Raw genomic sequence first — 23,968 nt, forward strand, 5'->3', positions numbered from 1 at the left:
TTGACGTTAAATCGAAAATCATTCTGATGAACCATGATGCACATTGATAAAGCCCAACAGCGCCGACAAGCTTACGATGCGCGAAACGCTCAGCGCGATAAGGATGCGGTTAGCCGGGAGATAGTCGATAAATTCCTAGGGCATGCCGCTTATCGGCAGGCCAAGACGGTTATGTTTTATCTACATTGCCGCTCCGAAGTTAGAACGCGCGATAGGGTTCGCGAGCAGTTGTCGGGCGATAAGCAGATAGTTGTTCCTTATTGCACCAAGGATGCCTATGGTCAAAACCGATTGGGTCTTTGGAAACTCGAGGACTTGCAAGAATTGCAGCCTGGAATGTGGGGCATACTCGAGCCGCCGAAAGAGCGGTGGGGAGAGTCCGGGAAGGAAATAGCGCCCGAAGCTTTGGATTTAGTCATGGTTCCGGGTGTTGCTTTCGATAGAAGCGGAGGGCGCTTAGGCAATGGCGCCGGTTATTACGATCGTCTATTTAAAAGTGTCGGAAAAGATACGGTGCTAATTGGGGTTTGTTTCGAAGCGCAGATAATGCCTGAAATCATCATGGAGGGACACGATATTTATATGGATTATGTTATAACCGAATCTGAAGTTTATCGGGGTAGGGGTGGATTTTGACGATGCGATGGACGCGATTAAAGGAACAGCTTGAAGAAACGCCTGCCTTTGTTTACGACCTCGATGCGATTGAAACAACATTGCAGACCTTGAGCAATATTCGCGATCGGTCAGGTTGTAAAGTTTTATATTCAATCAAGTCTTTACCCTTTTTACCGATTTTGCATAGGATGAAGCCTTATCTCGACGGCTTTTCGGTAAGTTCTTTGTTCGAAGCGAGGTTGGCTTCTGAAGTATTGGCTGGAATTGGGTCGGTGCATTTGACCACGCCCGGCATACGAGCGGACGAAGTCGAAGAGCTAGCGCGGATTTGCTCACATGTGAGCTGCAATTCCTATCGTCAGCTAGATTTGTTTACAAAGTACTGGGAACAAGGCGCTTCGATCGGTTTGCGTTTGAATCCTAAGCTCTCTTTTTTGGATGATCGGCGCTACGATCCATGTCGGCTTTATTCGAAACTCGGCATCGATTTAAAGGGATTGGATATGAATGCCTTGACCGGTCGGATTAAAGGATTGCATTTCCATAACATCTTTTCGGCATCGGACTTCGAACCGCTGATTCAAACCTTGACGGCGATAAGAAATAGGCTCGGTAACGGTTTTTCCGGATTGGAATGGTTGAATCTCGGTGGAGGTTATTTATACGATCAAATCGGGCAGTTCGATATTTTTATCGATTCGGTCAAGCAATTGCACGAGGATTTCGGACTCGAAGTGTTGATCGAGCCTGGCAAGGCCTTGGTTGGAAGGGCAGGCTATTTGGCGACTTCGGTGGTCGATTGTTTCGTCAGCGACGGCAAATCCATCGCGGTATTGGATACCTCGGTCAATCATCATCCCGAAGTCTTCGAATACCAATGGCATCCGCCGTTGCTCGAACATTGCCCCAATGGGCGGTATTCGGCGATTTTGGCGGGATCCACATGTCTGGCCGGGGATATTTTCGGGGAATATCGTTTCGATCGACCGTTGCAAGAGGGAGATCGATTGGTGTTTTCGGATGCCGGCGCCTATGCCTTGGTCAAAGCGCATCGTTTCAACGGCTATAATCTACCGGATATATACGGCATGACTTCGGGAAATGCATTTTTGCTGAAGCGCCATACCTATCAACATTACTATGATCAGTGGTCGGGACTTGCGCTGGCTTGAACTATGCGCAGTATATCGACAGGAGAAAAATCAGATGAAGGCAGTTTTAATGACCGGAGCCGGCGGCCCCGAGGTGTTGCAATGGGCGGATATCGCGGAGCCCGATATTGTTAAACCGACCGAATTGAAAGTCAGGCTCAAGGCGGCCGGCATCAATCCGATCGATACCAAGGTTAGAAGTAATGGTTTGTTTTATCCGGACGCCTTGCCGGCAGTACTGGGTTGCGACGGCGCAGGGGTGGTTGTCGAAGTGGGCGCCGAGGTACAAGACTTCAAGCCCGGTGATGAAGTTTGGTTTTGCAACGGTGGGTTGGGGCGGGAGCCCGGCAATTATGCCGAATATACCGTGCTCGATAGCCGTTGGGTCGCGCTTAAGCCTAAGTCTTTGTCATTCGTCGAGGCGGCGGCTTTGCCATTGGTGTTGATTACCGCATGGGGCGCGTTGTTCGATCGCGGCGGTTTGCAGGAAGGCCAAATCGTCTTGATTCATGCCGGGGCCGGCGGCGTCGGTCATGTCGCGGTACAATTGGCCAAATTGAAAGGAGCCAGGGTTTTAACGACGGTGAGTTCCGAATCGAAAGCCGATTTTGTCTTAAGCTTGGGCGCGGATCAAGCAATCGATTATCGCCAATGCAACTTCGCCGAAAGAGTCAATGAATTAACCGGCGGGCGAGGTGCCGATGTCGTCTTGGATACGGTAGGGCCCGAAGTATTCAAGAGCAGCATCGAAGCCACTGCGCATTTCGGAAGTTTGGTCACGCTGCTCGATCCCGGAGCCTTGGATTGGTCGGAAGCGCGTATGCGAAATCTCAAAATCGGTTTCGAATTGATGTTGACGCCGATGTTGCGAAATTTGGATTCGGCGCGCGATCAGCACATAGAAATTCTAAATCGTTGTGCCGAATTTATCGAATCCGGTCATTTGCGAGGGCTTGTCTCGCATTGCCTGCCATTGGAACAAGCCGCTGAAGCGCATCGCTTGATCGGAGAAGGGCATACGCAGGGCAAGGTTGTATTGGAAATATAATTTATACCCTTCGCACTTCAAATTTCGGCAGTGCCTTAGGAGGCACCGGGGTGCTCGGCCCCTCACCTAGCGTTAGGTGAGGGGCCAGCATGGAGCTGGCATAGAGACTACAAGGACGTATTCACCCAGCACTTAAATTCCATAGCTCATTGGCTAGGATTAATTGTCCAGGATAATTTAGGTGCTGGGTTCACGGCGTCCTTTGACGGGCACGCCGGTGCCGAATTTTGATCTCCGATAGGTATAACCGGCGTAATGGCGCGTTACCGGTGCGGGTAAAATATGTTGAAAATCTCCTCGAATTGATCATGGACTTTGTCGATGATATTACTTAACTGCTCGTCGGAAATACCGGCTTCCGACAGGTCGGTTTCAGTATCGAAAAAGGCCATTTTAGCGATCCGGTTGGCCGATCTCACAATTGCGGCTGCGGTTTGATAACGACTAGCGCTGTTGGGGTAGGCATGGAGGGCAATCGTTGCACTGATGATTTCGGGTAGCTTCCACAATTTTGCGAGTTCCGCCCCTGTTTCATAATGATCGAAACCAATTAGGTTTCGTTCGGTTTCGATTTCATCGGCATCGGTCGATTCGACTAGTAGCCCGACTTCTCGGGCTAATTCGGGAATGCGGCGATAAAATACCAGTTTGCCGATTTCATGGAGTAAGCCGCAAATAAAAATCGCTTCGTCGTTTTCGTCAGTATCCCAATGGTCTGCTAGTTCTTTAGCCGTTAATGCGCTTCTTAGGCTCATCGCCCAAAAATCATGCATCGAAAGCATGCCGTTCGGCAGCATCGAGAAGCGATCGATGATTAATGTACTCAAGACTAGGTTTTGCAGTTCTTGCGTGCCGATTAGCGTGATGGCGTGGCTGATCGTGACGATGCGGGATGGGAAGCCGAAGAAAGCGCTATTGACCAATTTTAATAATCGTATCGATAAGGCAGGGTCCTTATTGATGATTTCGCCGGCGTCGATGATCGATTTATGCGGATCTTCAAGCGTTTTTTTTAGCTCGAAATAAATCGCCGGCGGCGATGTTAATTGAAGATCGCCTTTCAATAAATCGGCTGCGGTTAAATTGGGCGAGTCGGAATGCGGCATTGGCAAAACGGATTTCTTCATTATACTTGTTAAAATTTTGAAATTTTATAGTGTATTTCAGTCAAGCTTAGGTGAGGCTTGCGATAAATCAAGGGCTTCATCGAGAAATAGTCCGTATAGGAAGCCCGTCAAGCATTTACCACATCAACCAGTGAGCACGATGTTAAATAACTCTCAGCGACAAAGTAAAATCATCATTGCCGGAATAGATCGGAAAACTGTCGCAAAAATTGAAACGATTTTGATAGATAAAGGGTTTTCTAATTTTGCGATTGCCGCTGAATGCGGAGATATTTATCGCATCATTCGGCCCTATGTAGACAACGCCGAAGAGTTAGGCTTGATTATTGTCGATGAAGATTTGCCCGGCGGGCACGTTAGAGATATGTGTCATTCACTTTCGGGTGAACAAGCGGGCGTTTTTTTACCTTTTATAATTCTTAAAAACGAACGCCCAAGTCAAGTGCCCGATGCTTCCGCGTCATCGTCGCTGATCTACGAACTATGTAAGCCGCTTCGTGGGCCTGAGCTTATCATTTTAGTAGAAATGTTATTGCTACTTAAAAGCGAACGTTCTATACGCTACCAACAACAGGAAAGGTTGATCAATGAGTTGGCGACGCGAAAATTGCTCGATGCTAAATTAAAATATTTGGTCGCTCATGACGAATTGACCGGCTTGATGAATAGAACGCAGCTAGAAAACTATATTCGTTTGAGTTTGACGCGGAATCAAAAGCTGCAGCAAAACGGCGCATTGTTGTTGATTGATTTGGATCGGTTCGGTTTGATTAACGATTTGGAAGGCTTCGATATGGCCGATAAATTGATTATCGATGTCGTGGCAACGATTCGAAAGCTGGTGAGGCTCGAGGCTTGGTTTGCCCGCATCGACTCGGACGAGTTTTGCCTGTATTTCGATACTATATCCGGTCTTCAGGCTCGCGAAGTTGCCGAAGATATCCGCAAAGGGCTCAATGAAAGCCGATTTCAAACCGGCAATGTTTGCTACAGTATTACTGCGTCGATCGGCATCGCAACATTGCAATCCGCTAAAGTTATCCAACATCCCGAGGAATTGATATCTAGAGCGCACCAAGCTTGTTCCTTGGCGAAACAAAACGGCCGAAATATGGTCTGGTTTTATAACGAAGAAGATAAAGCCATAAAAGAACGGCATCGCGATGTTTATTGGGTCCCTTTGATTAGGGATGCTTTGTTAATGCGAAATTTCTTTTTGATGTTTCAACCGGTAGTGAATCTTAGAACAGGCGAGGTTTCGCATTATGAGGTACTAATTCGAATGCGGGGGCATGAAAACAAGGTCATTAGCCCTTCCGAGTTTATTCCGGTTGCCGAACGAATGGGTTTAATACACAGCATCGACTTGTGGGTGGTTGAGAATGCGATTGATTTTTTAGCTGAGCTTCCCCCCGAATTGTCTAACGTATCGTTGTCGATCAATTTATCCGGAGTCGCTTTCCAGGACGATGCTTTATTGCCGACCATCAAAAGAAAACTGGAATTGTCTTGGGTCAATGCCGAGCGGATTACCTTTGAGATCACCGAGACCTCGGCGGTCGATAACTTCGAGCAAACTCGGCAGATGATTAATCAGATCAGAGCGTTGGGTTGTCATTTTGCATTGGACGATTTTGGCGCGGGTTTTTGTTCGTTCAATTATTTAAAGAAGTTTCCGGTCGATTTTGTAAAAATCGATGGACAATTTATTCGAAATTTAGTCAATGACGATACCGATCAAGTACTGGTCAGATCAATGAGCGAAATTGCCAAGCAACTCGGTAAAAAAACGATTGCGGAATTTATCGAGTGTCCTCGGGTGATTAAAATTCTGATTGATCTTGGTATCGATTATGGACAAGGTTATATTTTCGGTAAGCCAAGCCAGCTATTGATCGAGCAAGGTTACATTCCGCTGCAGCAACTATTAATAGAAGGCGATAAAAGCACGCGTTTTCTATATAATTAAGGCTCATCCTAAGTTCAAATAATCCTAAATTCGGCAGTTTAACCATGAAGCACATGAAGTTCACGAAGGATTTCAAGAAATTACCTAAACATACTCGCTAGCCTTTTTGGTGAGCGAAAGTTCGATGCAAACGTATAATAAGTTATTGAATTAACTTCTTACTCTTCATGATCTTCATGGTGAAATGCTTTTTCTAAGATAATACCTCGTTGAGTCATACAAAGGTTCGGCAGAGGCACCAGCCCAGCCTTAAGAAATTTAGTGTTTATGGACTGAGGTATTGAAAATTATGGGGTCACCCAGCTTTTAAAATTTATGGTCGGAAAATGTTAAAGCTGGGCTAGGATAACGCTTCTTTAAGCAATCATCGCTACTATAGTCATAATACTCGCGTCTTCCGGATTGTCGATAGTTTCCTCTTTTCAAAAAAGACTGGTAAGTCATAGGCTTACTATTCGTGTGGGCGCATATTTAAATGACTTCTTGGTAATTAAAACCGCAACATCATGGCAAGACAACCCAAAAAATCCGTAACGCCCAAGAAAACGACCAGAAAGCCGCGTAGGCGCGAGACTCGCAATAAAAAGCGCCCGGAAACTCATCGCCGTTTCGGGTGGTTTAAAAAAATCCTGTTATTAGGCTTTGTATTTGCTGTATTTATATTATCCAGTTACATCGGTTATTTGGATTATAACGTTCGTAGGCAATTCGAAGGCAAGCGTTGGGCGATTCCGGCGCGTGTCTATGCTAATCCGGAAGAGCTTTATGCCGGATATAGAATGAATATCGCCGATTTTGAAATGCTTCTGCAGCAATTGCGATATCGCCAGGATTCGCAGTTATCTTCCGAAGGGACCTATTATCGTTCGGGATTATTTATCAATGTTAAAACCCGTGCATTCGATTTCTGGGATCAGTCTCAAGATAGTCGCGCATTACAAATTCGATTCTCCCCGGGTGAAATTACCGATATCGCCGATTTGTCGGGTAGGGGAACGGTTGCTGTTGCCCGTTTAGATCCCATTCAAATAGGCAGCTTTTATCCGACTCGTAAGGAAGACCGGATTTTGATTAAACTATCGGAAACTCCGAATACCTTGATTCAAGGTTTGCTCGCGACAGAAGACCGTGATTTTTATAATCACTACGGCATTTCGATCAAAGCGATTCTGCGGGCGATGCTGGCGAATGTCAGGGCGGGCGGCATTGTTCAGGGCGGTAGCACGATCACCCAGCAATTGATCAAGAATTTTTATTTGACGTCCGAGCGTAGTTTTTGGCGTAAGATCAATGAAGTATTTATGTCGTTGATCATCGAGTATCGTTACGGTAAAGACGAAATTCTTGAAGCATATCTGAATGAAGTCTATCTGGGGCAAGATGGTGCCAGTGCCGTCCATGGTTTCGGCTTGGCGAGCGAATTTTATTTCGGCAGAAGCCTAAATGACTTACCCTTGGCGCAGATGGCGACTCTAGTCGCATTGGTTAGAGGCCCCTCTTATTACGATCCGCGCCGGCATGCCGAACGTGCATTGAAAAGGCGGGAGTTAGTGCTCGATAAAATGCATGAGCAAGGTTTTATCACGCTAAAACAGGCTGAAGAAGCGAAAAAACAGCCGCTGGAAGTGATGCCGCAAACCCATCGAGCGGTCAATCGTTATCCGGCTTTTATGGACTTGGTCAAGCGTCAATTGCAGCAAGAATACAAAGACGACGACCTGACTTCCGAAGGCTTGAGAATATTCACCACATTGGAGCCTCGAGTGCAAAAAGCCGTGGAAAGATCCTTGGCGGTAAAAATGCGCGAACTTGAAAAAAATCCTCGCGCGAATGAATTGGAATCGGCAGTGATCGTGACGCGTCGGGAAGGCGCGGAAATTGTTGCGATGGCGGGAGGCAGGGATAAAACCTCGGCCGGTTTCAATCGGGCACTCGATGCGGTGCGCCCGATAGGGTCGTTGATAAAACCGGTGGTATATCTGACAGCGCTGGAATATCCGGCTAAATATACGATAACGACTCCGGTCAGCGACACTCGGATTACCGTAAAAAGCGGCAAAGGTAATTGGACGCCGAAAAATTATGATAATACCGAACATGGTGAAGTGCCGCTGCATAAGGCCTTGACGAACTCTTACAATCTCGCGACCGTTCGAATCGGCATGGATGTCGGTATCGCGAGAGTGGCAAAGACCTTAAAGGATCTGGGCGTGAATCGGTCTGTCGATTTATATCCTTCTCTGTTATTGGGTGCCTCGCCGCTGTCGCCTTTAGACGTCACGCAAATGTATCAAACCCTAGCTGGAGACGGTTTTGTCACGCCGCTCAGAGCGATACGCGGCGTTGTCGACGGCAACGGCAAGCGCTTACAAAGTTACCCGTTTAACGTGCGGCAATCGGTCGATCCGTCGGCGACTTATATTACCAATACCATATTGCAGGAAGTGATGACTGACGGTACCGGCAGATCGGCCTATAATTATTTGCCGAGAGATTTCGGGTTGGCCGGCAAAACCGGAACGACCAATGAATTGCGAGATAGCTGGTTCGCCGGTTTCAGCGGCGATTATCTGTCGGTCGTATGGGTTGGGCGCGACGATAATAAACCTTCGGGATTAACCGGCTCGACCGGTGCGTTGAAAATTTGGTCCGACGTGATGCAACAGATTTCCAGTATTCCGGTCGTTTTGACACCGCCGGATAATGTCGACACGGTTTGGATCGACCCGTACACAGGGCTATTGGCTAATCAGGACTGTGAAAATGTCAGGCAATTTCCATTCATTCGCGGATCGGCGCCTACTAGCAGTTCCCCATGCGTACAAACCGAGGTGGAAAAAGCGAAGGATTGGTTTCAGGATTTTTTTAAGTTTTAGCGAAGAATATATTCTTTTCATGGTTCAAAATTCGGCGCCAAAATTGGACCTGATTAGCAAGATGCTTCAGCTTGCCGAAGCCAAGTGTCCGATCAGGGGCCAGTCGTAGTCGCAAAAACTACAATATGCTGTTACCCAAGCTCCAGCTTGGGTAACTTGTTCAGGAAGCTCTAGCTTCCCGAAAATCAAGAAAGATTGAACGAGTGAGTCAGGGAATGTGCGGAGGTTGTGTCGGTCTCAGGAAGCTCTTGCCCTGAGCCCTTCGGCTGCGCTCAGGAGAGCCTTGTCGAAGGCTTGCCCTGAGCGCAGCCGAAGGGGGGAGCTTCTAGGGTGTCTTTCCCAAGCTGGAGCTTGGTAAAGAGCGTGATGCGGGTTGGCCATTTTTAGCTTGAAGCGTATGGGTTTGTCCCCCCTTCCGAGACGTGTTGGGAACGGGTTAAATAACTTGTCCCGCAGGAGGAAGTTTATTCATCTCTCAATGGAATAGAAAAACACTCTTATTGATGATGAATCGGTAAATAGTAGGCAATTTTCATGACCCCAGTTCCCGACCGAGTGGCTCAAGGAAGCATACTCATTATATTCCCGCTAAAACCGAAAATTTCCAATATGATTCAATTAGGTATCGACTGCTATGAATAAAATCCCATTGGGCATCAGTGGTTGTTTGCTTGACCAACCCGGAGAAAAAGAAGTGGCTAATCGCGATAGTGTGATTAGCGAAGTGCTAGAGAGTTTTTTTGAGTGGAAGCCATTTTCTGACGAGGAAGAAAAATCGCTATTGGCTCAAGACGTTTCGGCTATTTCCGATTTCGGCACGGATATGATGGTTGGAGTTTGCGGTTATATTATGAAAAGACCGGAGCAAGCAGTTACAACAACGGGGGGCGCATTTGAGGGTTTGGCGATCGAAACATTGAGAATCATGCATCGATTTCCGTTGGTACCTATCGAAGAATCTATCCGGCTACAAGATCCTTGTTTACGCGATCTTTTTTTCAAGCGGGTTTATGTTATGTATCGCTGGCAAAGGTTGTTGAAAGAAGGTCTTAGCGCCCGTGTCTTGATAGATTTTCATGCGAGGCATAAATTAATCATCATGAGTCACGGCGACTATCGGGATCTCGGGCAATTATTGGCTGGCTTGAGCAAAGACAATTTAACCGAGATTGCCGATCAATATATTTTGCAGCTGATGAGCATGTTATTGACGATGCCGACCCGGGCTAATCACGTCAATGTTTTGCAACATATTCAAGGACATTTAAAAAAAGACATCAGTCGCGACGATAAAGCCGAACTGTGCGAATTGATCGACAGTTACCGGAACTACGAAGTACCTCTCATTGCTCCAATAATCTTGTTGAAGCATCATTTTCGAAAATCGCCGGATCCCTATATTCAATCGTCGTATTATTTTTCCCCTTATCCGAGCGCATTGGGTTCTGTTAATCCTTAAAAATAGCTATGTTCGCGTTAATAGTCGAAATTAATACTACACCAATCTTGAAACTTGAAGACTGTAGGGTACGCTGTGCCTACCACAGTAGTCTCTTCTATAGTTTAACGTGCTCTAACGTGTAGCTCTACGCCGATATAAGGTAGGCGTAGCATACCCTAAGGAATATGCACAAAATAACTTATACAAGTAGTAGGCTTTGCGGCGGTTTGGTGACTCGCTTGACAGGACGCCGTGAACCCAGCACCTAAATTATCAAAGGAAGTTAACCATAGCCAACGAGCTATGGGATTTAGGTGCTGGGTGAATGCAGATTTTGCAGGAGCAAAAATCTGCCCTGTCGCCGACACCTGTCAATCGAGCCACCAATCCCCCTTCCGACAGTTTCGCTGTAAGGAACTTGCAGTCACAGTCGACTCAACTATTAACCTAAATTCGGCAGCTCAACCATGAACCTGAATTCGGCAGTTTAACCATGAAGCACATGAAGTTCATGAAGGATTCCAAGAACTTACCACATCCTTCTCGCTAACCTTTTTGGTGAGCGAAAGTTCTATACAAACGCGTAATAAGCTATTGAATTAACTTCCTATTCTTCATGATCTTCATGGTGAAATGCTTTTTTTAGGATGAAGCACATGAAGTATTTCAATAGATTACCTAAACATTGCAGCTAACCTTTCGGGTGAGCGAAAGTTGTTCATAAACGAATGACAAGTTATTGAGTTAACTTCTTATTCTTCATAATCTTCATGGTGAAATGCTTTTTCTAGGATTAAACACTCCTTTTGGAGACTCCAACCCTTGCAACGACCAGGAATTACACGATGAAAGTCCAGAAGTTGATAGTGATAACGGTGATCGCGCTGTTGATCGGCGCCTTTTTTTATTTCGGATATCACGACTATCTAACACTGCATGAACTGAAAACGCACCAGGCCGCGATCGAAGCCCGCATCGCCGCGCAACCAGTCGCCACGGCCTTTGTTTATGCACTGATTTATGTTCTGGTCACGGCACTGTCTTTACCCGGTGCGGCAGTAATGACCTTGGCCGGAGGCGCGCTATTCGGCATACTGTGGGGCACCGTGATTGTATCGTTTGCTTCGACGATCGGCGCGACACTGGCTTTTCTGGCGGCGCGCTTTTTGTTTCGCGATTTCGTCAAAGACCGCTTCGGCTCGGCGATACGAACGATCGATGCCGGAATCGAACGGGACGGTCCGTTTTATCTGTTCACGCTACGCTTGATTCCGTTGTTTCCGTTTTTCATGATCAATCTGGCCATGGGCTTGACCGCCATTCGCCTATCGACATTTTACTGGGTTAGCCAAGTCGGCATGCTGGCCGGCACGTTGGTCTACGTCAATGCCGGCACACAGCTTGCGCGGATCGAATCGCTGTCGGATATTTTGTCGCCGGCTTTGCTCGGTTCGTTCGCGTTATTAGGCCTTTTTCCGTTACTGACCAAGAAAATCGTCGAGCAGATACAAGCCCGAAAAGTCTTCGCCGATTGGCCGAAGCCGGCGCGTTTCGATAACAATATCGTCGTGATCGGTGCCGGCTCGGGCGGATTGGTGACCGCCTACATTGCCGCGGCGGTCAAGGCCAAGGTCACCCTGGTCGAAAAGCACAAAATGGGCGGCGATTGCCTCAATACCGGTTGCGTGCCGTCGAAAGCGCTGATTCGTTCGGCAAAATGGCTGGCCCAGCACCGGCGCGCCGAAGAGTTCGGCATCAGACAGAGCAGCGCCGATTTCGATTTCGCCGATGTGATGGCGCGCGTGAAATCGGTCATCGAAAAGGTCGAGCCGCACGATTCGATCGAACGCTATACCGAACTCGGCGTCGAGGTCGTGACCGGCGAGGCGAAAATCATCTCGCCCTGGGAAGTTCGGGTCGAAATGGCCGAAGGCGGTAAAACGCTGACGACGCGAGCGATCGTCATAGCCGCGGGCGCCCGACCTTTCGTGCCCCCGATACCCGGTATAGACAGCATCGAACCGCTGACGTCCGACAACTTGTGGAACATGCGCGAATTACCGAAACGCTTATTGGTACTCGGCGGCGGACCGATCGGCTGCGAATTGGCGCAATGTTTCGCCCGTCTCGGAAGCCGGGTGACGCTAGTGGAAATGGCGCCGCGCCTGTTAGCCCGCGAAGACCCGGAAGCGTCGGAAGCGGTGGTGGCAAGTTTTAGACAGGATGGCGTCGATTTGAGATTGGAACATACCGCGAAGGAATTCATCATCGACAACGGCGAAAAAATCCTGATCGCCGAATACGAAGGAAACACGGTCAACATCCCGTTCGATCAAGTGCTGGTCGCGATCGGACGGGCCGCGAATATCGAAGGCTATGGCGTCGAGGCACTGGGCATTACGCTGTCGCCGCGCAAAACCATAGCAACCGATCCGTTTCAGGCTACCAATTATCCGAACATCTATGCGGTCGGCGATGTTACAGGTCCTTATCAATTCACTCATGTCGCCGCGCATCAGGCTTGGTATGCCGCCGTCAATGCCTTGTTCGGCACGTTCAAGAAATTCCGTACCGATTATTCGGTGATTCCGTGGTCAACCTTCACGGACCCCGAAGTCGCGCGGGTCGGCCTAAACGAGCAAGAAGCCGAGCAGCAAAACATTCCCTATGAAGTCGTGACTTACGGTATCGACGAACTGGACCGAGCGATCGCCGACGGCGAGGCGCACGGCTTCGTCAAAGTGCTGACCGAGCCCGGCAAGGACAAAATTCTGGGCGTGACGATAGTCGGCGAGCATGCTGGCGATTTGATCGCCGAATTCGTTTTGGCGATGAAACACGGCATCGGCCTGAACAAAATTCTCGGCACGATCCATGTCTACCCGACCCTCGCCGAAGCCAACAAATACGCGGCCGGCGTTTGGAAGCGCGCGCATGCGCCGAAACAACTGCTGCGCTGGCTGAGTTGTTATCATGCATGGCGTAGGAACGGCTAAGGTTTTGCTTATACCATTTGCTAGTCGAGATTCGGTGTTGGGGCGTCAAAGGGTGCCATGAATACATCCATATAGGCTTTGTGATAGCATTTGAACGTCACGGAGGTTGGTAATACCGATTTTGCCGAGAGCAAAAATCGGTCCTGCTAGCAAAGCCTTTGCTGAATACGCCGGCACTTCCATAGGTTAATGCCGATATTTGAAGTTTGATAGGTATAGTCATGAACGAAACCGCGATAACCGATTCGATAAAAAACTACTACGGCAAAGTGCTGGGCTCCAGCCAGGATTTGAAAACCAGCGCTTGTTGCACGGCCGATGCCTTTCCAAAGCATTTGCGCACTTTACTCAAGGATGTCCATCCCGAAGTCGTCGAGCGCTTTTACGGCTGCGGTTCGCCGCTGCCGCCAGCGCTCGAAGGCCGCACGGTCTTGGACCTGGGCTGCGGGACCGGGCGCGATTGTTATTTGTTGTCCCGGCTGGTCGGCGAGAACGGGCGGGTCATCGGCGTCGATATGACCGATGAACAACTCGATATCGCGCGAACATATCGCGATTGGCATGCCGAACGTTACGGTTATGCACGTTCGAATGTCGAGTTCAGGCAGGGCTATATAGAGGATTTGGCCTCGCTCGGTATCGCCGACAACTCGATCGACGTGGTCGTGTCGAATTGCGTCGTCAACTTGTCGCCGGACAAGCGGCGCGTGCTGTCGGAAATTTTCCGAGTACTCAAGCCCGGCGGCGAATTGTATTTTTCCGATGTTTATGCCGACCGGCGCATCCCCGAAGCGCTCAAACTGGAACCGGTATTGCTTGGCGAGTGTCTGGCCGGGGCGTTTTATTGGGAGGATTTTCGCCGCGCCTTGCAGGATCTCGGTTGTCCCGATGTGCGTATCGTCAGCGAAAGCCCGATCGATATCGATGATGACGAGGTGCATGCCAAAATCGGCATGATCGAGTTTCGTTCGATCACGATACGGGCATTCAAAATGCCGCTCGAAGACCGCTGCGAAGATTTCGGGCAAGTCGCGACTTACCGAGGCACGATCGCAGGTCACCCGCACTTTTTTGATCTGGACGATCATCATCATTTCGAAACCGGAAGGCCCTTGCGCGTGTGCGGCAATACCGCCGACATGCTCGGCGGCAGCCGCTACGGCCGTCATTTCGAGCTATTAGGCGACAAAAGCGTGCATTTCGGCCTGTTCGACTGCGCACCGCCAAACAGCAGCACGAATCTAACTTCCGGCGCGGCGTGTTGCTGATGACCGCACGCGGCGCGATAGCCTTATTCGTCAAAACCCCGAGGCTCTCGCCGGTCAAAACGCGCTTGGCGGTCAAAATTGGGACCGATAGGGCCGAGCAGTTTCATTGGCTGGCCGCTCGGACGACGGCGGCGATTATCAACGCAACGGAGCGGCTGGCTACGATGCAAGGTTATTATGCCGTGGCCGAAGAAATCGCGGCGACGAACGGAATCTGGCGAGGCATGCCGTGTCTGTGGCAAGGCGAGGGCGGTTTGGGCGAGCGTATGCGTCGAGTGTACGAGCACTTATTGCAAAATCATGATTTCGTCGTGTTGGTAGGAGCGGATATCCCGCAAATGACCGTTGCCGACTTGCAGCAAGCTTCAAGCTGGCTTGCTCACGACGAGCAAGCCCGGTTTGCGTTCGGGCCGAGTCTTGACGGCGGCTTTTGGCTGTTCGGCGGCAATTGCGCGCTGCCCGGTCGGTTGTGGACCGATGTCGAATACAGCACCGCCGAGATCGGCGCGCATTTTTTCAATGCCGTCAAACAATGGGGCGAAGTGCAAACGCTGCGAACCTTGCAAGATGCCGACGAACCGTCCGATTTACCGGTGCTGCTCAAAGCGCTGCAAGCATTGTCGGTACCGACACGGGAACAGGTCGAGCTCGCACGGTTTTTGTCCGGACCGGCAGCGCTACCCGACGAGGCGGTTTATGTATAACGTCAAACCTTTATTGTTGAATAGCCGGTTTCCGGCATTACGCAGAGCGCAGTTGACGACGCTGCAGATGAATCTGGGTTATCTCTGCAATCTGAGCTGCGTCCATTGCCATGTCAACGCGGGGCCTAAGCGTACCGAGTTGATGACGCGCGAAGTCATGGAAAAAACGTTGCAATTCGCCGAAAAACAAACCATACAGACCTTGGATCTGACCGGCGGATCGCCGGAAATGAATCCGGATTTTCGCTGGCTGGTCGAGACCGCTAGGCGGCAAGGCCTGCACGTCATCGACCGCTGCAATCCGACCATTTTGGTCGAGCCGGGTTACGAATGGGTCGCCGAATTCCTGGCCGGACAGCAGGTCGAAATCATTGCGTCCTTGCCTTGCTATATCGGCGATAACGTCGACGCGCAGCGCGGCAAAGGGGTATTTTCGGCCTCGATTGCCGCGCTCAAACGACTCAACGAACTCGGTTACGGCCACCCGGACAGCGGCTTGTCGCTGAATCTGGTATTCAATCCGCAGGGCCCGGTGCTGCCGCCGCCGCAGGAAGCGTTGGAGCAGCAATACCGGGATCATTTGTTACAGGAATTCGGTATCGTTTTCAATCGCCTGTTGGCCATTACCAACATGCCGATACAACGTTTCGGTGCGGTACTGATGGCGGGCGGCAAGCATGAAACCGATAGCCGGCAGATCTTTGACGACTATCTGCGATTGCTCAAGGACGCCTATCGACCGGAAAACCTTAGCAAGGTCATGTGCAAAAGCTTGTTGAGCATCGATTGGCAAGGTTTCGTCTATGACTGCGATTTCAATCAAATGTTGGATTTGCCGCTGGGCGGCAAAAATCCGGTTCATATCGGCGATTTGTTGTCTGAAGACCTGGATTCGGCGCCGATACAAGTGGCCGATCATTGTTTCGGCTGCACCGCAGGCCAAGGTTCGAGTTGCGGCGGTGCGCTCTAATCCAAGCGGTAAATATCTCGTTGACGACATCAAACGGTTCGGCTAAAAACGCGCTCGATTGCATGATCCAAGCTCCATTTTTCCGCGCCGCCGAACAACAATGGCAGGAATATATACTCATCGCAGATTAAAATTCGGCGCCGGGGTGCCCGTCAAAGGACGCCGTAAACCCAGCACCTAAATTCCATAGCCGATTGGCTATGTTTAATATCATGACTAATTTAGGTGCTGGATGAATTCCATAGGTCTTTGGCAATGATTCAAAATCATGGCTTATTTAGGTGCTGGGTAAATACGTCCATGTAGGCTCTATGCCAGCTCCATGCTGGCAAAGTCTTTATCGGACACCCAGGTGACTCCTCCTGGCACTGCCGAAATTTGAAGTGCGAAAGGTATAATCCTGAATTCGGCAGTTTAACCATGAAGCACAAGAAGTTCATGAAGGATTCCAAGAACTTACCAAATCCTTCTCGCTAACCTTTTTGGTGAGCGAAAGTTCTATACAAACGCGTAATAAGCTATTGAATTAACTTCCTATTCTTCATGATCTTCATGGTGAAATGCTTTTTCTACTCCCTTTTGATTGAAAAATCGTCTTAGAATAAAAGGTATGGGATGTGTCTATCGAGGACCGCCGTAAACCCATCCATGGGGGCTTGACGGCAGCGTTCTCTGCTGCCGACATCCTCGCTAGCCACACCCCATACCTTCATAAAGTTAACTAATTTTTGAGTATAAAGGGAGTAGGATAATACCTTAGAAACGGTCAACAGCTATTTTCCACAGCCGGTCAATGGGTAATTCTCCAAATCGTCGGCAAAATCGATCGGTCCCGGAAAGTGCTTGCGTATGATTGCCGAGGTTTCTTCTTCCGAACCTTCGGTTCGCCGCATGCGGTGGGATAAGACTAAATGCTTGACCTTTGCGGCTCGTGCGATTTTGCCGATTTCCGAAGGCGGCATGTGCAGATTACGAGCGGCTCCAGTAGCCTGTTCAGGGATGGCATGATGGGCGATCAGCAGATCGGAGCCTTCAGCAAGCTTAATTAAGGTATTGTATTCATTGCTGCTGTCGCCTGAGATGACGATGCTGCAGTCTTCTGCGTCGATACGCCAGGCTAAAGCGGGCAAGGGGCCATGATGTACGGATATGGCGCTGATGGATAAATTCGGTGAAATGTTGAATGTTTGTATCTTATTTTTAGCGAAACGGACGTTGTGAGCTTGTATTTTATAATTACTTTGGCTGTCGGGGTTGATGTATTCGTTTAAATAACGGTAGATGCCGCTTTTACCGAACAATTTATCTATAAATTCCTTTGTCGAAGGCATAAGGTCGTTGCCTGATGGACCATAGACAGGTAAGTCTTTTTTTCGGTCGGTAAAATAGGAGCCTTTTACCAAGGCTGGAAAATCGCTACTGTGATCGACATGAAAATGCGTGTATAACAGGGCCTGCAAATCGTTGAAATCAGCGCCGGCTTTTTCGAAATTAAGACTGCTACCGGGGCCGGTATCGATCATGACTACGGCTTTATCGTCGATCCGCAGCAAATAAGAGCTCCCCGCGCGACGGTCGTTGATTTCAGGGCCGCCGGCACCCAACACTTGTAATTGAACCTTTGATCGAGAGGCTGCAGTTGATGAATAAGCGACCAAAACTAAGATCGTCAGGCTAATCGTCAAGGCGAATGCTAAAGTTTGGAGTTTGGCTCGATTCATGTTCGTCTCCTGAGTGCTGTTTTCGGATGATTTGGGTGCGGCTCGAATTGACAAAGGAAAGGTCGTATATTACTCATCGGAGATCAAAATTCGACGCAGGGTGGGGGGCATCAAAGGGCGCCGTGAACCCAGAACCTAAATTCATAGCCAACGACCTTTGGAATTTAAGTGCTGGATGAATGCAGATTTTGCATTACGCCATGGATGGCGTGTATTAGGGCAATGCAGGGCAGAAAAATGCTCCTGCATTTTCTGCATTCATTACATCCATGTAACTCAGCAATTGCCGAGGAGCAAAAAATCTGCCATGCCGCCGACACCTGCCAATTAAGTTACCAAATCCTTAGTCTGATGAAACAAAGAAATCGATCAATATCGCGTTGATATCCGGCCATTGCGAATGCGGTTTATCGCCTTCGCAATACCAGGTTTTTATACCGCTAGCGCAGTTCGTGTAAGCACTACATCCGTTATCGAGAGGTTCGGGAATCGGGTCGCATTGGTTGCATGTCGCCCACCACCCCGCCGATTCCTTTCCATAACCCGGAAACAGCTTGTCTTTTGCGCTATGCATGATCATGGCCGGTATCGGGTCGGGGCAGCGGCGTTGGCGCAAGTCCTGATAATTGATACCGGCCGCGCTGGGAGCAATGGCGCTTGGAATATGTTTGGTGCCGGACATGAATGCCAAGGCCATGGCGGAGGTGCCTCCGTCGGAATGACCGGTGATATAGATTCTTTTATCGTCGATACACCATTTTTTGGCGATGAGTTCGGGAATAGTGCCGAGTTCAACGGTCGAGGTGGGCGATAGGGGCGGATGGTCGGCATAGGCGACAATCATACCGGCGGTTGTTGCCGCCAGTGTTAGATCGGTCGTTTTTTCGGTTTTGGCTCGATTGGAACCGGCAGGCGATAATACCAATAACAACGGGTGAGGGAATGTCGGATCGTAATTTAAAGGTGTGCGTACGTTATACTTGATACCGTCCGCAGTGGATTCGCCATGGGTGGCGCCGGCAGATCCCCCTTTAAGCTGTTGTATTTGACATCGGCCTTGAATTGACTCGGGTCGGTAAACGGCATTGCCCATCTGAGCATAATCACTGCTCCCGATTTCCATCAACAACATGATTAACATCAACAGAATGGGTGGCAGAAAAATCGCTGCCAACCACATGTTTCGTTTGGTCAGGTGGAGTTTGATAGTCGAGAAATCAATCATTGGCGGATTCCGGATTGTGAAATTGGGTTAAATGCGCTTCAGATTAGGCTTCCGGCGTGTCGCTTGGTTTATCGTTATCCTTACTCACATACATAAATGCCAGCACCACAAAAGCCGATAAACCGAATACGAACAGTAATGGCTTAAAATTGAAGCTGTCGGGATCTTCGAGGCCTACTGAAAAAGGGATATGCGAATCGAGTTGCTTATCGTTGTCGACGATCGTGATATGGGCTAAATAATTTCCCGCGCCGTACTGGCTAAAGTCGACAATGCCGCTAAACGATCCGGTTTTGACCTTTTGCGGTTCTTGATGAAAAATTCGGGTGCCTTCCGGCTCCTTTGTGATTTCGAATTCCACGTCGATCGTGCGTAACGCCTTGCCGCCGTAGTCAAAGACTAAATGTGTTTGACCGACTTCCGGAATCGCATTGCAATAGCCTTTGCTGCCCGATAACTCAGGGGTGTAAGCGGTGAAATGGACGCTATCGACTCCGACACGGATATTGCAGGCGTCGATTTCATCAACCGCCCCCCGATGGGCATGCGCCGGTGAAACGATAATCAAGCTCGAGAGTAAAGGAGCTGCGATCAACAACTGCTCGAAAAAAAGACGATAGGTTAAGATCCGTGAACGTTTTGTAGTTATTATGCCTTTGTTCATCACAGTCTCCTGTTGGGGTTGGCTAAAAGTCGACAGTTTCGACTTCGGAAATTAGGAATAAAGGTGCGCCGCCGCTGGAAATTTCAACGGCATGTTTAGCCGTTTCCTGCCCGCCGATTGAATTTAAACAGGCTTCCAGAGCCGGCATCGACGGAAAATAAACTTCGGCTATTCGGTGATAGGGCGCCGGCTTGCCATCGGCAGTCGAAGTTATCAATGAGGCGACGAAGCGTGTTTTACCAACCATTTTTTCTACGGCCATAGGTACGTGCTCTTCTGTATAACGGTGTTCGAAGACATCCAGGTCGGTCGGTTTAGGATACATGACAATTAACTTTGCCGCTTGCATAAGTATCTCGTATAGTTCTTTAATAGCTTGCGTTATATAACAACTATTTATTAATTATGTAAAATAGCCGCTTTCTATGAAAGAATAGTTTTTCTCTATGCAATTAGGCTAGCTGTTATGGAAATGCATCAGATTCGTTACTTTCTGGCGGTTTGCGATAAAGGCACGTTCACACGCGCAGCACAAGCGGTCTATGTCTCACAGCCATCGATGACACAAGCAATTAAAAAGCTTGAGGAGGAGTTGGGCGGCGAACTTTTTGTAAGGGATAGAGGGGGATGCCATTTAACTGCGTTAGGTCGTTTGGTCGAACCGAATCTTCGCCGGATTTTTCTTGAAGCGCAGGCCATCAAGGCTGAAGCGATACGATTTACCCGTTTGAATACTGTGCCTATTCGTGTCGGCATGATGAATACGATCGGTTCGCAGAGCTTGAATCCGGTGTTCGCTGATTTTCAACGCGATTTTCCTCGTATCGAGCTGGAGTTGATTGTCGATACCGAGAGTAATTTACTGAGGCAATTGGATGCGGGTTATCTCGACCTGGTGATCAGCGCGCCGATTGCTTTGCCGGTCCGGCCCTTTCAGTCGTTATTGCTATACCGGGAGCGTTACGTTGTCGCTTTCAGTCATCAGCATCGATTTAAACAAATGCAGAACATCGATTTAAAAACTTTGCAATCCGAACCTTATCTCGATAGGCTCAATTGCGAGTTACGAGAAAAACTTAAAAGTGTGTGTCGGGATTTACATATTGAATTATATGCGGCCTATCGGAGTAATAGCGAGGAATGGATTTTGAATATGGTTCGTGCCGGCATGGGTGTTGCCTTGATGCCTGAATTTTCTGTCCCTAAAGATACTGAACTTGTCGATTATCGCAACTTGATAGATCCTGAAATAATTCGCGATATCCATGCGATATTTCAAACGCAAGTGTCGCCAAAGCCTGAACGGCAAGCCTTGATCGCAAAATTACAACAAGGCTTTTAGACGAACGGACTTTTGAGTCGGCTTTTTTTGTAGGATTTTTTAGACTAACGAAAATGATGAATAGAAATATGAACATCCGCGCTATCGAGCAAATCGGCGCACAGGTCCTAAGGCGAATTGCCATGCCGGTCGAACGAGTCGACGATCCGTCTGTGATAGATGTAATTGCTGCGATGCAAGCAACATTGGCAAGTACCGAGGGGGTTGGTTTGGCCGCTCCGCAAATTGGCGAATCGCTTAGGATAATGATAGTCGCTTCGCGTTCTACCCCTCGATATCCTAAGGCCCCTACTATGGATCCAACTGTGATGGTCAATCCCGAATTTAATGCGTTATCGAACGAGATCGCAAAGGATTGGGAAGGTTGTTTGAGTATTCCTGGTATTCGGGCTTTAGTGCCGCGCTTTCGAAGTATTAGTGTTAGTTATCTTGATGATTCGGGAGCCCGTCAGACGCAAATATTGGAAGGCTTTGTCGCGAGGGTTTTTCAACATGAATACGATCACCTGGATGGTTTGGTTTATCTCGATCGTGTCGAAACGAATCGTGATATCGTTTCGGAACTGGAGTTTCAGAAATTGATTACCGAATGTAGTACGGCGTAATAATTAATTTTTAAAATTAAAAGAACGGCGAACAGGGTCAACGAACAGGGTCAGGTCCTGAGGTATCCCCACGAAATAGCCAAATAAAACAATTTGCTATGGCTGAAAATTGATAGATATATTAATTTTTTTCATCGTTCCTACGCTCTGCGTGGGAATGCATCCCGGGACGCTCTGCGTCCCCAGAGGTCGATAATCCCGACAAGAGCAACGATACATTCTCTACAGTTTCTTAATCCGATTGCCCGCTGCAGTCGACGCAGAGCATGGGAACGAGCGTTTTGTGGTACATCAGGGTACATCAGGGTCAGGTCTATATTTTATGCTAAATCCTCAGGTTAGGGTTTCCAAGTAATTAAAAGGTAGGATCAAAATAGCGAAATCGTTTCCAGCCTGAAAGATCAAGTCATTTAACACAAGCACATAAAGGGTTGCGGTTGCAGTATAAACAAAGGGAGGCATCCCGAGCGCAGCAGTTCGAGACAGCAAATTGTTTTGATGCTCGATGGGTGCAATGTTTCTGCCTTCGTAAAGACCTTTAACGATCAGTCTATATTCTCAATAAATCTATTTTCCTCTTTATGCTTCTATAACGCCGTTTCTTGCTATTCGAAGTGAAAAGCATTTTCTGTAACTATTCAGTCCCCCGGAAATTATCGTTCCCACGCTCTGCATGGACCGCTCCAGCGGTACGAGACGCTAGAGCGTCTCGGTCTTCATTTCCACGCCGGAGCGTGGGAACGAGAGGGGGGGGTGAATAATTACCATTTTCTAGTTAATAGTTTCTATAACGAATAATCCAACTTTTTAACGCGTTATATTCCTTGAACGACAAGAAATGATTCGGTTTCATCTTCTATACGTCATTTAACTAATGAGTCATTTGACTGATTGTTCAAATGTTTCCGCCAAAGAATAATCGATTACAGCCTTATTCGGCTGCGCCGGTATAAACCGGTGCATTTTTTGACTCTTTGGGGGAATGATCATGAAGACTGTTTACAAGCTAGCCAGTCACAAGCGAAAACACGGTTTTTTGACGTATCTACTTTTTGCAGCGTTATCGTTAAGTCATGTGCAGGAATCGCAAGCTGGAGCGACTTTTAAAATCGACGAAACCAAATGGTTGAGTCTTGGCGCCGGTTTAAGGACAAGCTTTACTTCGGTCGAGTCGGTTGCGGACGGTAATTGGTCGAACGATTTTTTCGTCGATAACATGCGTTTGTATTTGAATGCGCAGATTCACGAGTATATCAAGCTGGAAATCAACTCGGAATGTCAAACCTGTAATTCTGGCGGTGAACTTCGATTGTTAGATGCCATCGGTAAATTCGAATTTCATCCGATGGCCAACTTGTGGGTCGGGCGCATGCTCGTGCCAGCCGAACGCCGCGAAATGAACGGACCGTTTTATAGTGCCGTGCATAGCATTTATGTCACCGGCGACCGGATCAGCGGTACGCCGTTCGAGCCGGCTGATTTCAACACGACGATACGTAACGACGGAACCTCTGCGGGATCTTTCGGTCGTGACGACGGTGTGACGTTTTGGGGTTCGGTTTGGGATGGCCGCATTCAATACGCGCTAGGTATTTTTCAAGGGCTAAGAGGAGGCGCGAACAAGGATGACAATCTGCTCTATGCACAACGATTGGCTTTCAATTTCTGGGAAGTCGAAAAAAATCCCGGTTATTACACATCGGGTACTTATTACGGCAAGGGTGGAGACATTCTGACCTTGGCGGTTTCCAATCAATATCAGGAAGACGGAGTGGGTATCGTCGGCGATGCCGGTAATTTCAGGGGCACGGCGATCGATCTGTTGCTCGAAAAAGTATTGGGGAACGGCGGTGTCGTTACTTTGAACGGGGAATACAAGAACTACGGAATCAATGGTTACAGCATGGCCAGCCGAAAAGCAGGGGGCGGGTTTGCGATGTTCGAAGGTAATGCCTACGACGTGAGCGGCATGTATTTATTTCCGCAAACGATCGGTATCGGCCAATTTCAACCCTTCGTTCGTTATGTCAACGTCATGCCGAAAAATAGCCCGGATCGGAATATGTTCGAGGCCGGGGTGAATTATGTCATCGACGGACATAACGCACGAATCGGTTTAAGTTGGCAATACGGCGATTTGATGACTAAGGGACTCAATTATAGGGACGATGCGACAGGCGACCAAACCAATGCCTTCCTTCTTGGTTTCCAATACCAAATCTAATTTCAATTACCTCGGGAAC

18 protein-coding genes are annotated in these 23,968 nt (G+C 48.5%); 13 read left to right on the forward strand and 5 right to left on the reverse strand.

Annotated elements, in window-relative coordinates:
• Nucleotides 1-33 precede the first annotated feature (33 nt).
• Genes WJM45_RS08450 through WJM45_RS08460 form a run of 3 tightly spaced genes read left to right on the forward strand, consistent with a single transcriptional unit; the run spans nucleotide 34 to nucleotide 2,817 of the window.
• Nucleotides 34-636 carry a 5-formyltetrahydrofolate cyclo-ligase gene (locus WJM45_RS08450; RefSeq protein ID WP_341328512.1) on the forward strand — a complete coding sequence of 201 codons (603 nt, stop codon included), beginning with the start codon at nucleotides 34-36 and terminating at the stop codon, nucleotides 634-636.
• A gap of 2 nt (nucleotides 637-638) precedes the next feature.
• On the forward strand, nucleotides 639-1,790 hold the full coding sequence (locus WJM45_RS08455) for a carboxynorspermidine decarboxylase (RefSeq protein WP_341328513.1): 1,152 nt from the start codon (nucleotides 639-641) through the stop codon (nucleotides 1,788-1,790).
• Between the two features lie 34 nt (nucleotides 1,791-1,824).
• Nucleotides 1,825-2,817, forward strand: coding sequence for a zinc-dependent alcohol dehydrogenase family protein (locus WJM45_RS08460; protein WP_341328514.1), 993 nt, complete (start codon nucleotides 1,825-1,827; stop codon nucleotides 2,815-2,817).
• A 263-nt stretch (nucleotides 2,818-3,080) separates the two neighbouring features.
• Here the strand turns inward: WJM45_RS08460 and WJM45_RS08465 are convergent, their stop codons facing one another.
• Entirely contained in the window at nucleotides 3,081-3,944 is an 864-nt protein-coding gene (locus WJM45_RS08465; RefSeq protein WP_341328515.1) for an HDOD domain-containing protein, read from the reverse strand.
• Between the two features lie 139 nt (nucleotides 3,945-4,083).
• On the opposite strand from WJM45_RS08465, the gene WJM45_RS08470 reads away from it, so the two are divergent.
• The 7 genes from WJM45_RS08470 to arsS all read left to right on the forward strand — a co-directional run bounded on the left by WJM45_RS08470 (nucleotide 4,084) and on the right by arsS (nucleotide 16,168).
• On the forward strand, nucleotides 4,084-5,913 hold the full coding sequence (locus WJM45_RS08470) for a bifunctional diguanylate cyclase/phosphodiesterase (RefSeq protein ID WP_341328516.1): 1,830 nt from the start codon (nucleotides 4,084-4,086) through the stop codon (nucleotides 5,911-5,913).
• A 506-nt stretch (nucleotides 5,914-6,419) separates the two neighbouring features.
• On the forward strand, nucleotides 6,420-8,789 hold the full coding sequence (gene mrcB, locus WJM45_RS08475; RefSeq protein ID WP_341328517.1) for a penicillin-binding protein 1B: 2,370 nt from the start codon (nucleotides 6,420-6,422) through the stop codon (nucleotides 8,787-8,789).
• Nucleotides 8,790-9,423: 634 nt separating this feature from the next.
• A complete protein-coding gene (locus WJM45_RS08480; RefSeq protein ID WP_341328518.1) occupies nucleotides 9,424-10,248 on the forward strand; it encodes a YbgA family protein in 825 nt (274 codons plus the stop codon).
• A gap of 827 nt (nucleotides 10,249-11,075) precedes the next feature.
• Entirely contained in the window at nucleotides 11,076-13,226 is a 2,151-nt protein-coding gene (locus tag WJM45_RS08485) for an FAD-dependent oxidoreductase (RefSeq protein ID WP_341328519.1), read from the forward strand.
• Between the two features lie 221 nt (nucleotides 13,227-13,447).
• Nucleotides 13,448-14,494, forward strand: coding sequence for a methyltransferase domain-containing protein (locus WJM45_RS08490; RefSeq protein WP_341328520.1), 1,047 nt, complete (start codon nucleotides 13,448-13,450; stop codon nucleotides 14,492-14,494).
• Nucleotides 14,494-15,198 (forward strand): TIGR04282 family arsenosugar biosynthesis glycosyltransferase, encoded by a 705-nt coding sequence (locus WJM45_RS08495; RefSeq protein ID WP_341328521.1) that lies wholly within the window; start codon nucleotides 14,494-14,496, stop codon nucleotides 15,196-15,198. The genes WJM45_RS08490 and WJM45_RS08495 overlap by 1 nt, the downstream gene beginning before the upstream one ends.
• Nucleotides 15,191-16,168, forward strand: a complete 978-nt coding sequence (gene arsS, locus WJM45_RS08500) for an arsenosugar biosynthesis radical SAM (seleno)protein ArsS (RefSeq protein ID WP_341328522.1) — start codon at nucleotides 15,191-15,193, stop codon at nucleotides 16,166-16,168. The genes WJM45_RS08495 and arsS overlap by 8 nt, the downstream gene beginning before the upstream one ends.
• Before the next feature lie 773 nt (nucleotides 16,169-16,941).
• Here arsS and WJM45_RS08505 read toward each other — a convergent pair.
• From WJM45_RS08505 to WJM45_RS08520, 4 genes are all read right to left on the reverse strand, one after another.
• Entirely contained in the window at nucleotides 16,942-17,889 is a 948-nt protein-coding gene (locus tag WJM45_RS08505; protein ID WP_341328523.1) for an MBL fold metallo-hydrolase, read from the reverse strand.
• Nucleotides 17,890-18,232: 343 nt separating this feature from the next.
• The gene (locus WJM45_RS08510; RefSeq protein ID WP_341328524.1) at nucleotides 18,233-19,114 is read right to left on the reverse strand and encodes a poly(3-hydroxybutyrate) depolymerase; all 882 of its coding nucleotides are present in this window, start codon (nucleotides 19,112-19,114) and stop codon (nucleotides 18,233-18,235) included.
• Nucleotides 19,115-19,157: 43 nt separating this feature from the next.
• On the reverse strand, nucleotides 19,158-19,778 hold the full coding sequence (locus tag WJM45_RS08515) for a hypothetical protein (RefSeq protein ID WP_341328525.1): 621 nt from the start codon (nucleotides 19,776-19,778) through the stop codon (nucleotides 19,158-19,160).
• Between the two features lie 22 nt (nucleotides 19,779-19,800).
• Nucleotides 19,801-20,127 carry an EthD family reductase gene (locus WJM45_RS08520; RefSeq protein WP_014148296.1) on the reverse strand — a complete coding sequence of 109 codons (327 nt, stop codon included), beginning with the start codon at nucleotides 20,125-20,127 and terminating at the stop codon, nucleotides 19,801-19,803.
• Between the two features lie 117 nt (nucleotides 20,128-20,244).
• On the opposite strand from WJM45_RS08520, the gene WJM45_RS08525 reads away from it, so the two are divergent.
• The 3 genes from WJM45_RS08525 to WJM45_RS08535 all read left to right on the forward strand — a co-directional run bounded on the left by WJM45_RS08525 (nucleotide 20,245) and on the right by WJM45_RS08535 (nucleotide 23,949).
• On the forward strand, nucleotides 20,245-21,120 hold the full coding sequence (locus tag WJM45_RS08525; protein WP_341328526.1) for a LysR family transcriptional regulator: 876 nt from the start codon (nucleotides 20,245-20,247) through the stop codon (nucleotides 21,118-21,120).
• A 53-nt stretch (nucleotides 21,121-21,173) separates the two neighbouring features.
• Nucleotides 21,174-21,725 carry a peptide deformylase gene (gene def / locus WJM45_RS08530; protein ID WP_341328527.1) on the forward strand — a complete coding sequence of 184 codons (552 nt, stop codon included), beginning with the start codon at nucleotides 21,174-21,176 and terminating at the stop codon, nucleotides 21,723-21,725.
• Between the two features lie 988 nt (nucleotides 21,726-22,713).
• A complete protein-coding gene (locus tag WJM45_RS08535) occupies nucleotides 22,714-23,949 on the forward strand; it encodes a hypothetical protein (RefSeq protein ID WP_341328528.1) in 1,236 nt (411 codons plus the stop codon).
• Nucleotides 23,950-23,968 lie beyond the last annotated feature (19 nt).

This window comes from Methylotuvimicrobium sp. KM2 (assembly GCF_038051925.1).
In the GTDB taxonomy this organism is placed as follows: Bacteria; Pseudomonadota; Gammaproteobacteria; order Methylococcales; family Methylomonadaceae; genus Methylotuvimicrobium.

Excerpts from the sequence above, each read along its gene's own strand:
- mrcB (WP_341328517.1), top strand. The coding sequence starts at position 6,420 with ATGGCAAGACAACCCAAAAAATCCGTAACGCCCAAGAAAACGACCAGA.
- def (WP_341328527.1), top strand. The coding sequence starts at position 21,174 with ATGATGAATAGAAATATGAACATCCGCGCTATCGAGCAAATCGGCGCA.
- WJM45_RS08520 (WP_014148296.1), bottom strand. The coding sequence starts at position 20,127 with ATGCAAGCGGCAAAGTTAATTGTCATGTATCCTAAACCGACCGACCTG.
- WJM45_RS08480 (WP_341328518.1), top strand. The coding sequence starts at position 9,424 with ATGAATAAAATCCCATTGGGCATCAGTGGTTGTTTGCTTGACCAACCC.
- WJM45_RS08510 (WP_341328524.1), bottom strand. The coding sequence starts at position 19,114 with ATGATTGATTTCTCGACTATCAAACTCCACCTGACCAAACGAAACATG.
- WJM45_RS08460 (WP_341328514.1), top strand. The coding sequence starts at position 1,825 with ATGAAGGCAGTTTTAATGACCGGAGCCGGCGGCCCCGAGGTGTTGCAA.
- WJM45_RS08515 (WP_341328525.1), bottom strand. The coding sequence starts at position 19,778 with ATGAACAAAGGCATAATAACTACAAAACGTTCACGGATCTTAACCTAT.
- arsS (WP_341328522.1), top strand. The coding sequence starts at position 15,191 with ATGTATAACGTCAAACCTTTATTGTTGAATAGCCGGTTTCCGGCATTA.
- WJM45_RS08450 (WP_341328512.1), top strand. The coding sequence starts at position 34 with ATGATGCACATTGATAAAGCCCAACAGCGCCGACAAGCTTACGATGCG.
- WJM45_RS08535 (WP_341328528.1), top strand. The coding sequence starts at position 22,714 with ATGAAGACTGTTTACAAGCTAGCCAGTCACAAGCGAAAACACGGTTTT.
- WJM45_RS08455 (WP_341328513.1), top strand. The coding sequence starts at position 639 with ATGCGATGGACGCGATTAAAGGAACAGCTTGAAGAAACGCCTGCCTTT.
- WJM45_RS08505 (WP_341328523.1), bottom strand. The coding sequence starts at position 17,889 with ATGAATCGAGCCAAACTCCAAACTTTAGCATTCGCCTTGACGATTAGC.
- WJM45_RS08525 (WP_341328526.1), top strand. The coding sequence starts at position 20,245 with ATGGAAATGCATCAGATTCGTTACTTTCTGGCGGTTTGCGATAAAGGC.
- WJM45_RS08490 (WP_341328520.1), top strand. The coding sequence starts at position 13,448 with ATGAACGAAACCGCGATAACCGATTCGATAAAAAACTACTACGGCAAA.
- WJM45_RS08470 (WP_341328516.1), top strand. The coding sequence starts at position 4,084 with ATGTTAAATAACTCTCAGCGACAAAGTAAAATCATCATTGCCGGAATA.
- WJM45_RS08495 (WP_341328521.1), top strand. The coding sequence starts at position 14,494 with ATGACCGCACGCGGCGCGATAGCCTTATTCGTCAAAACCCCGAGGCTC.
- WJM45_RS08465 (WP_341328515.1), bottom strand. The coding sequence starts at position 3,944 with ATGAAGAAATCCGTTTTGCCAATGCCGCATTCCGACTCGCCCAATTTA.
- WJM45_RS08485 (WP_341328519.1), top strand. The coding sequence starts at position 11,076 with ATGAAAGTCCAGAAGTTGATAGTGATAACGGTGATCGCGCTGTTGATC.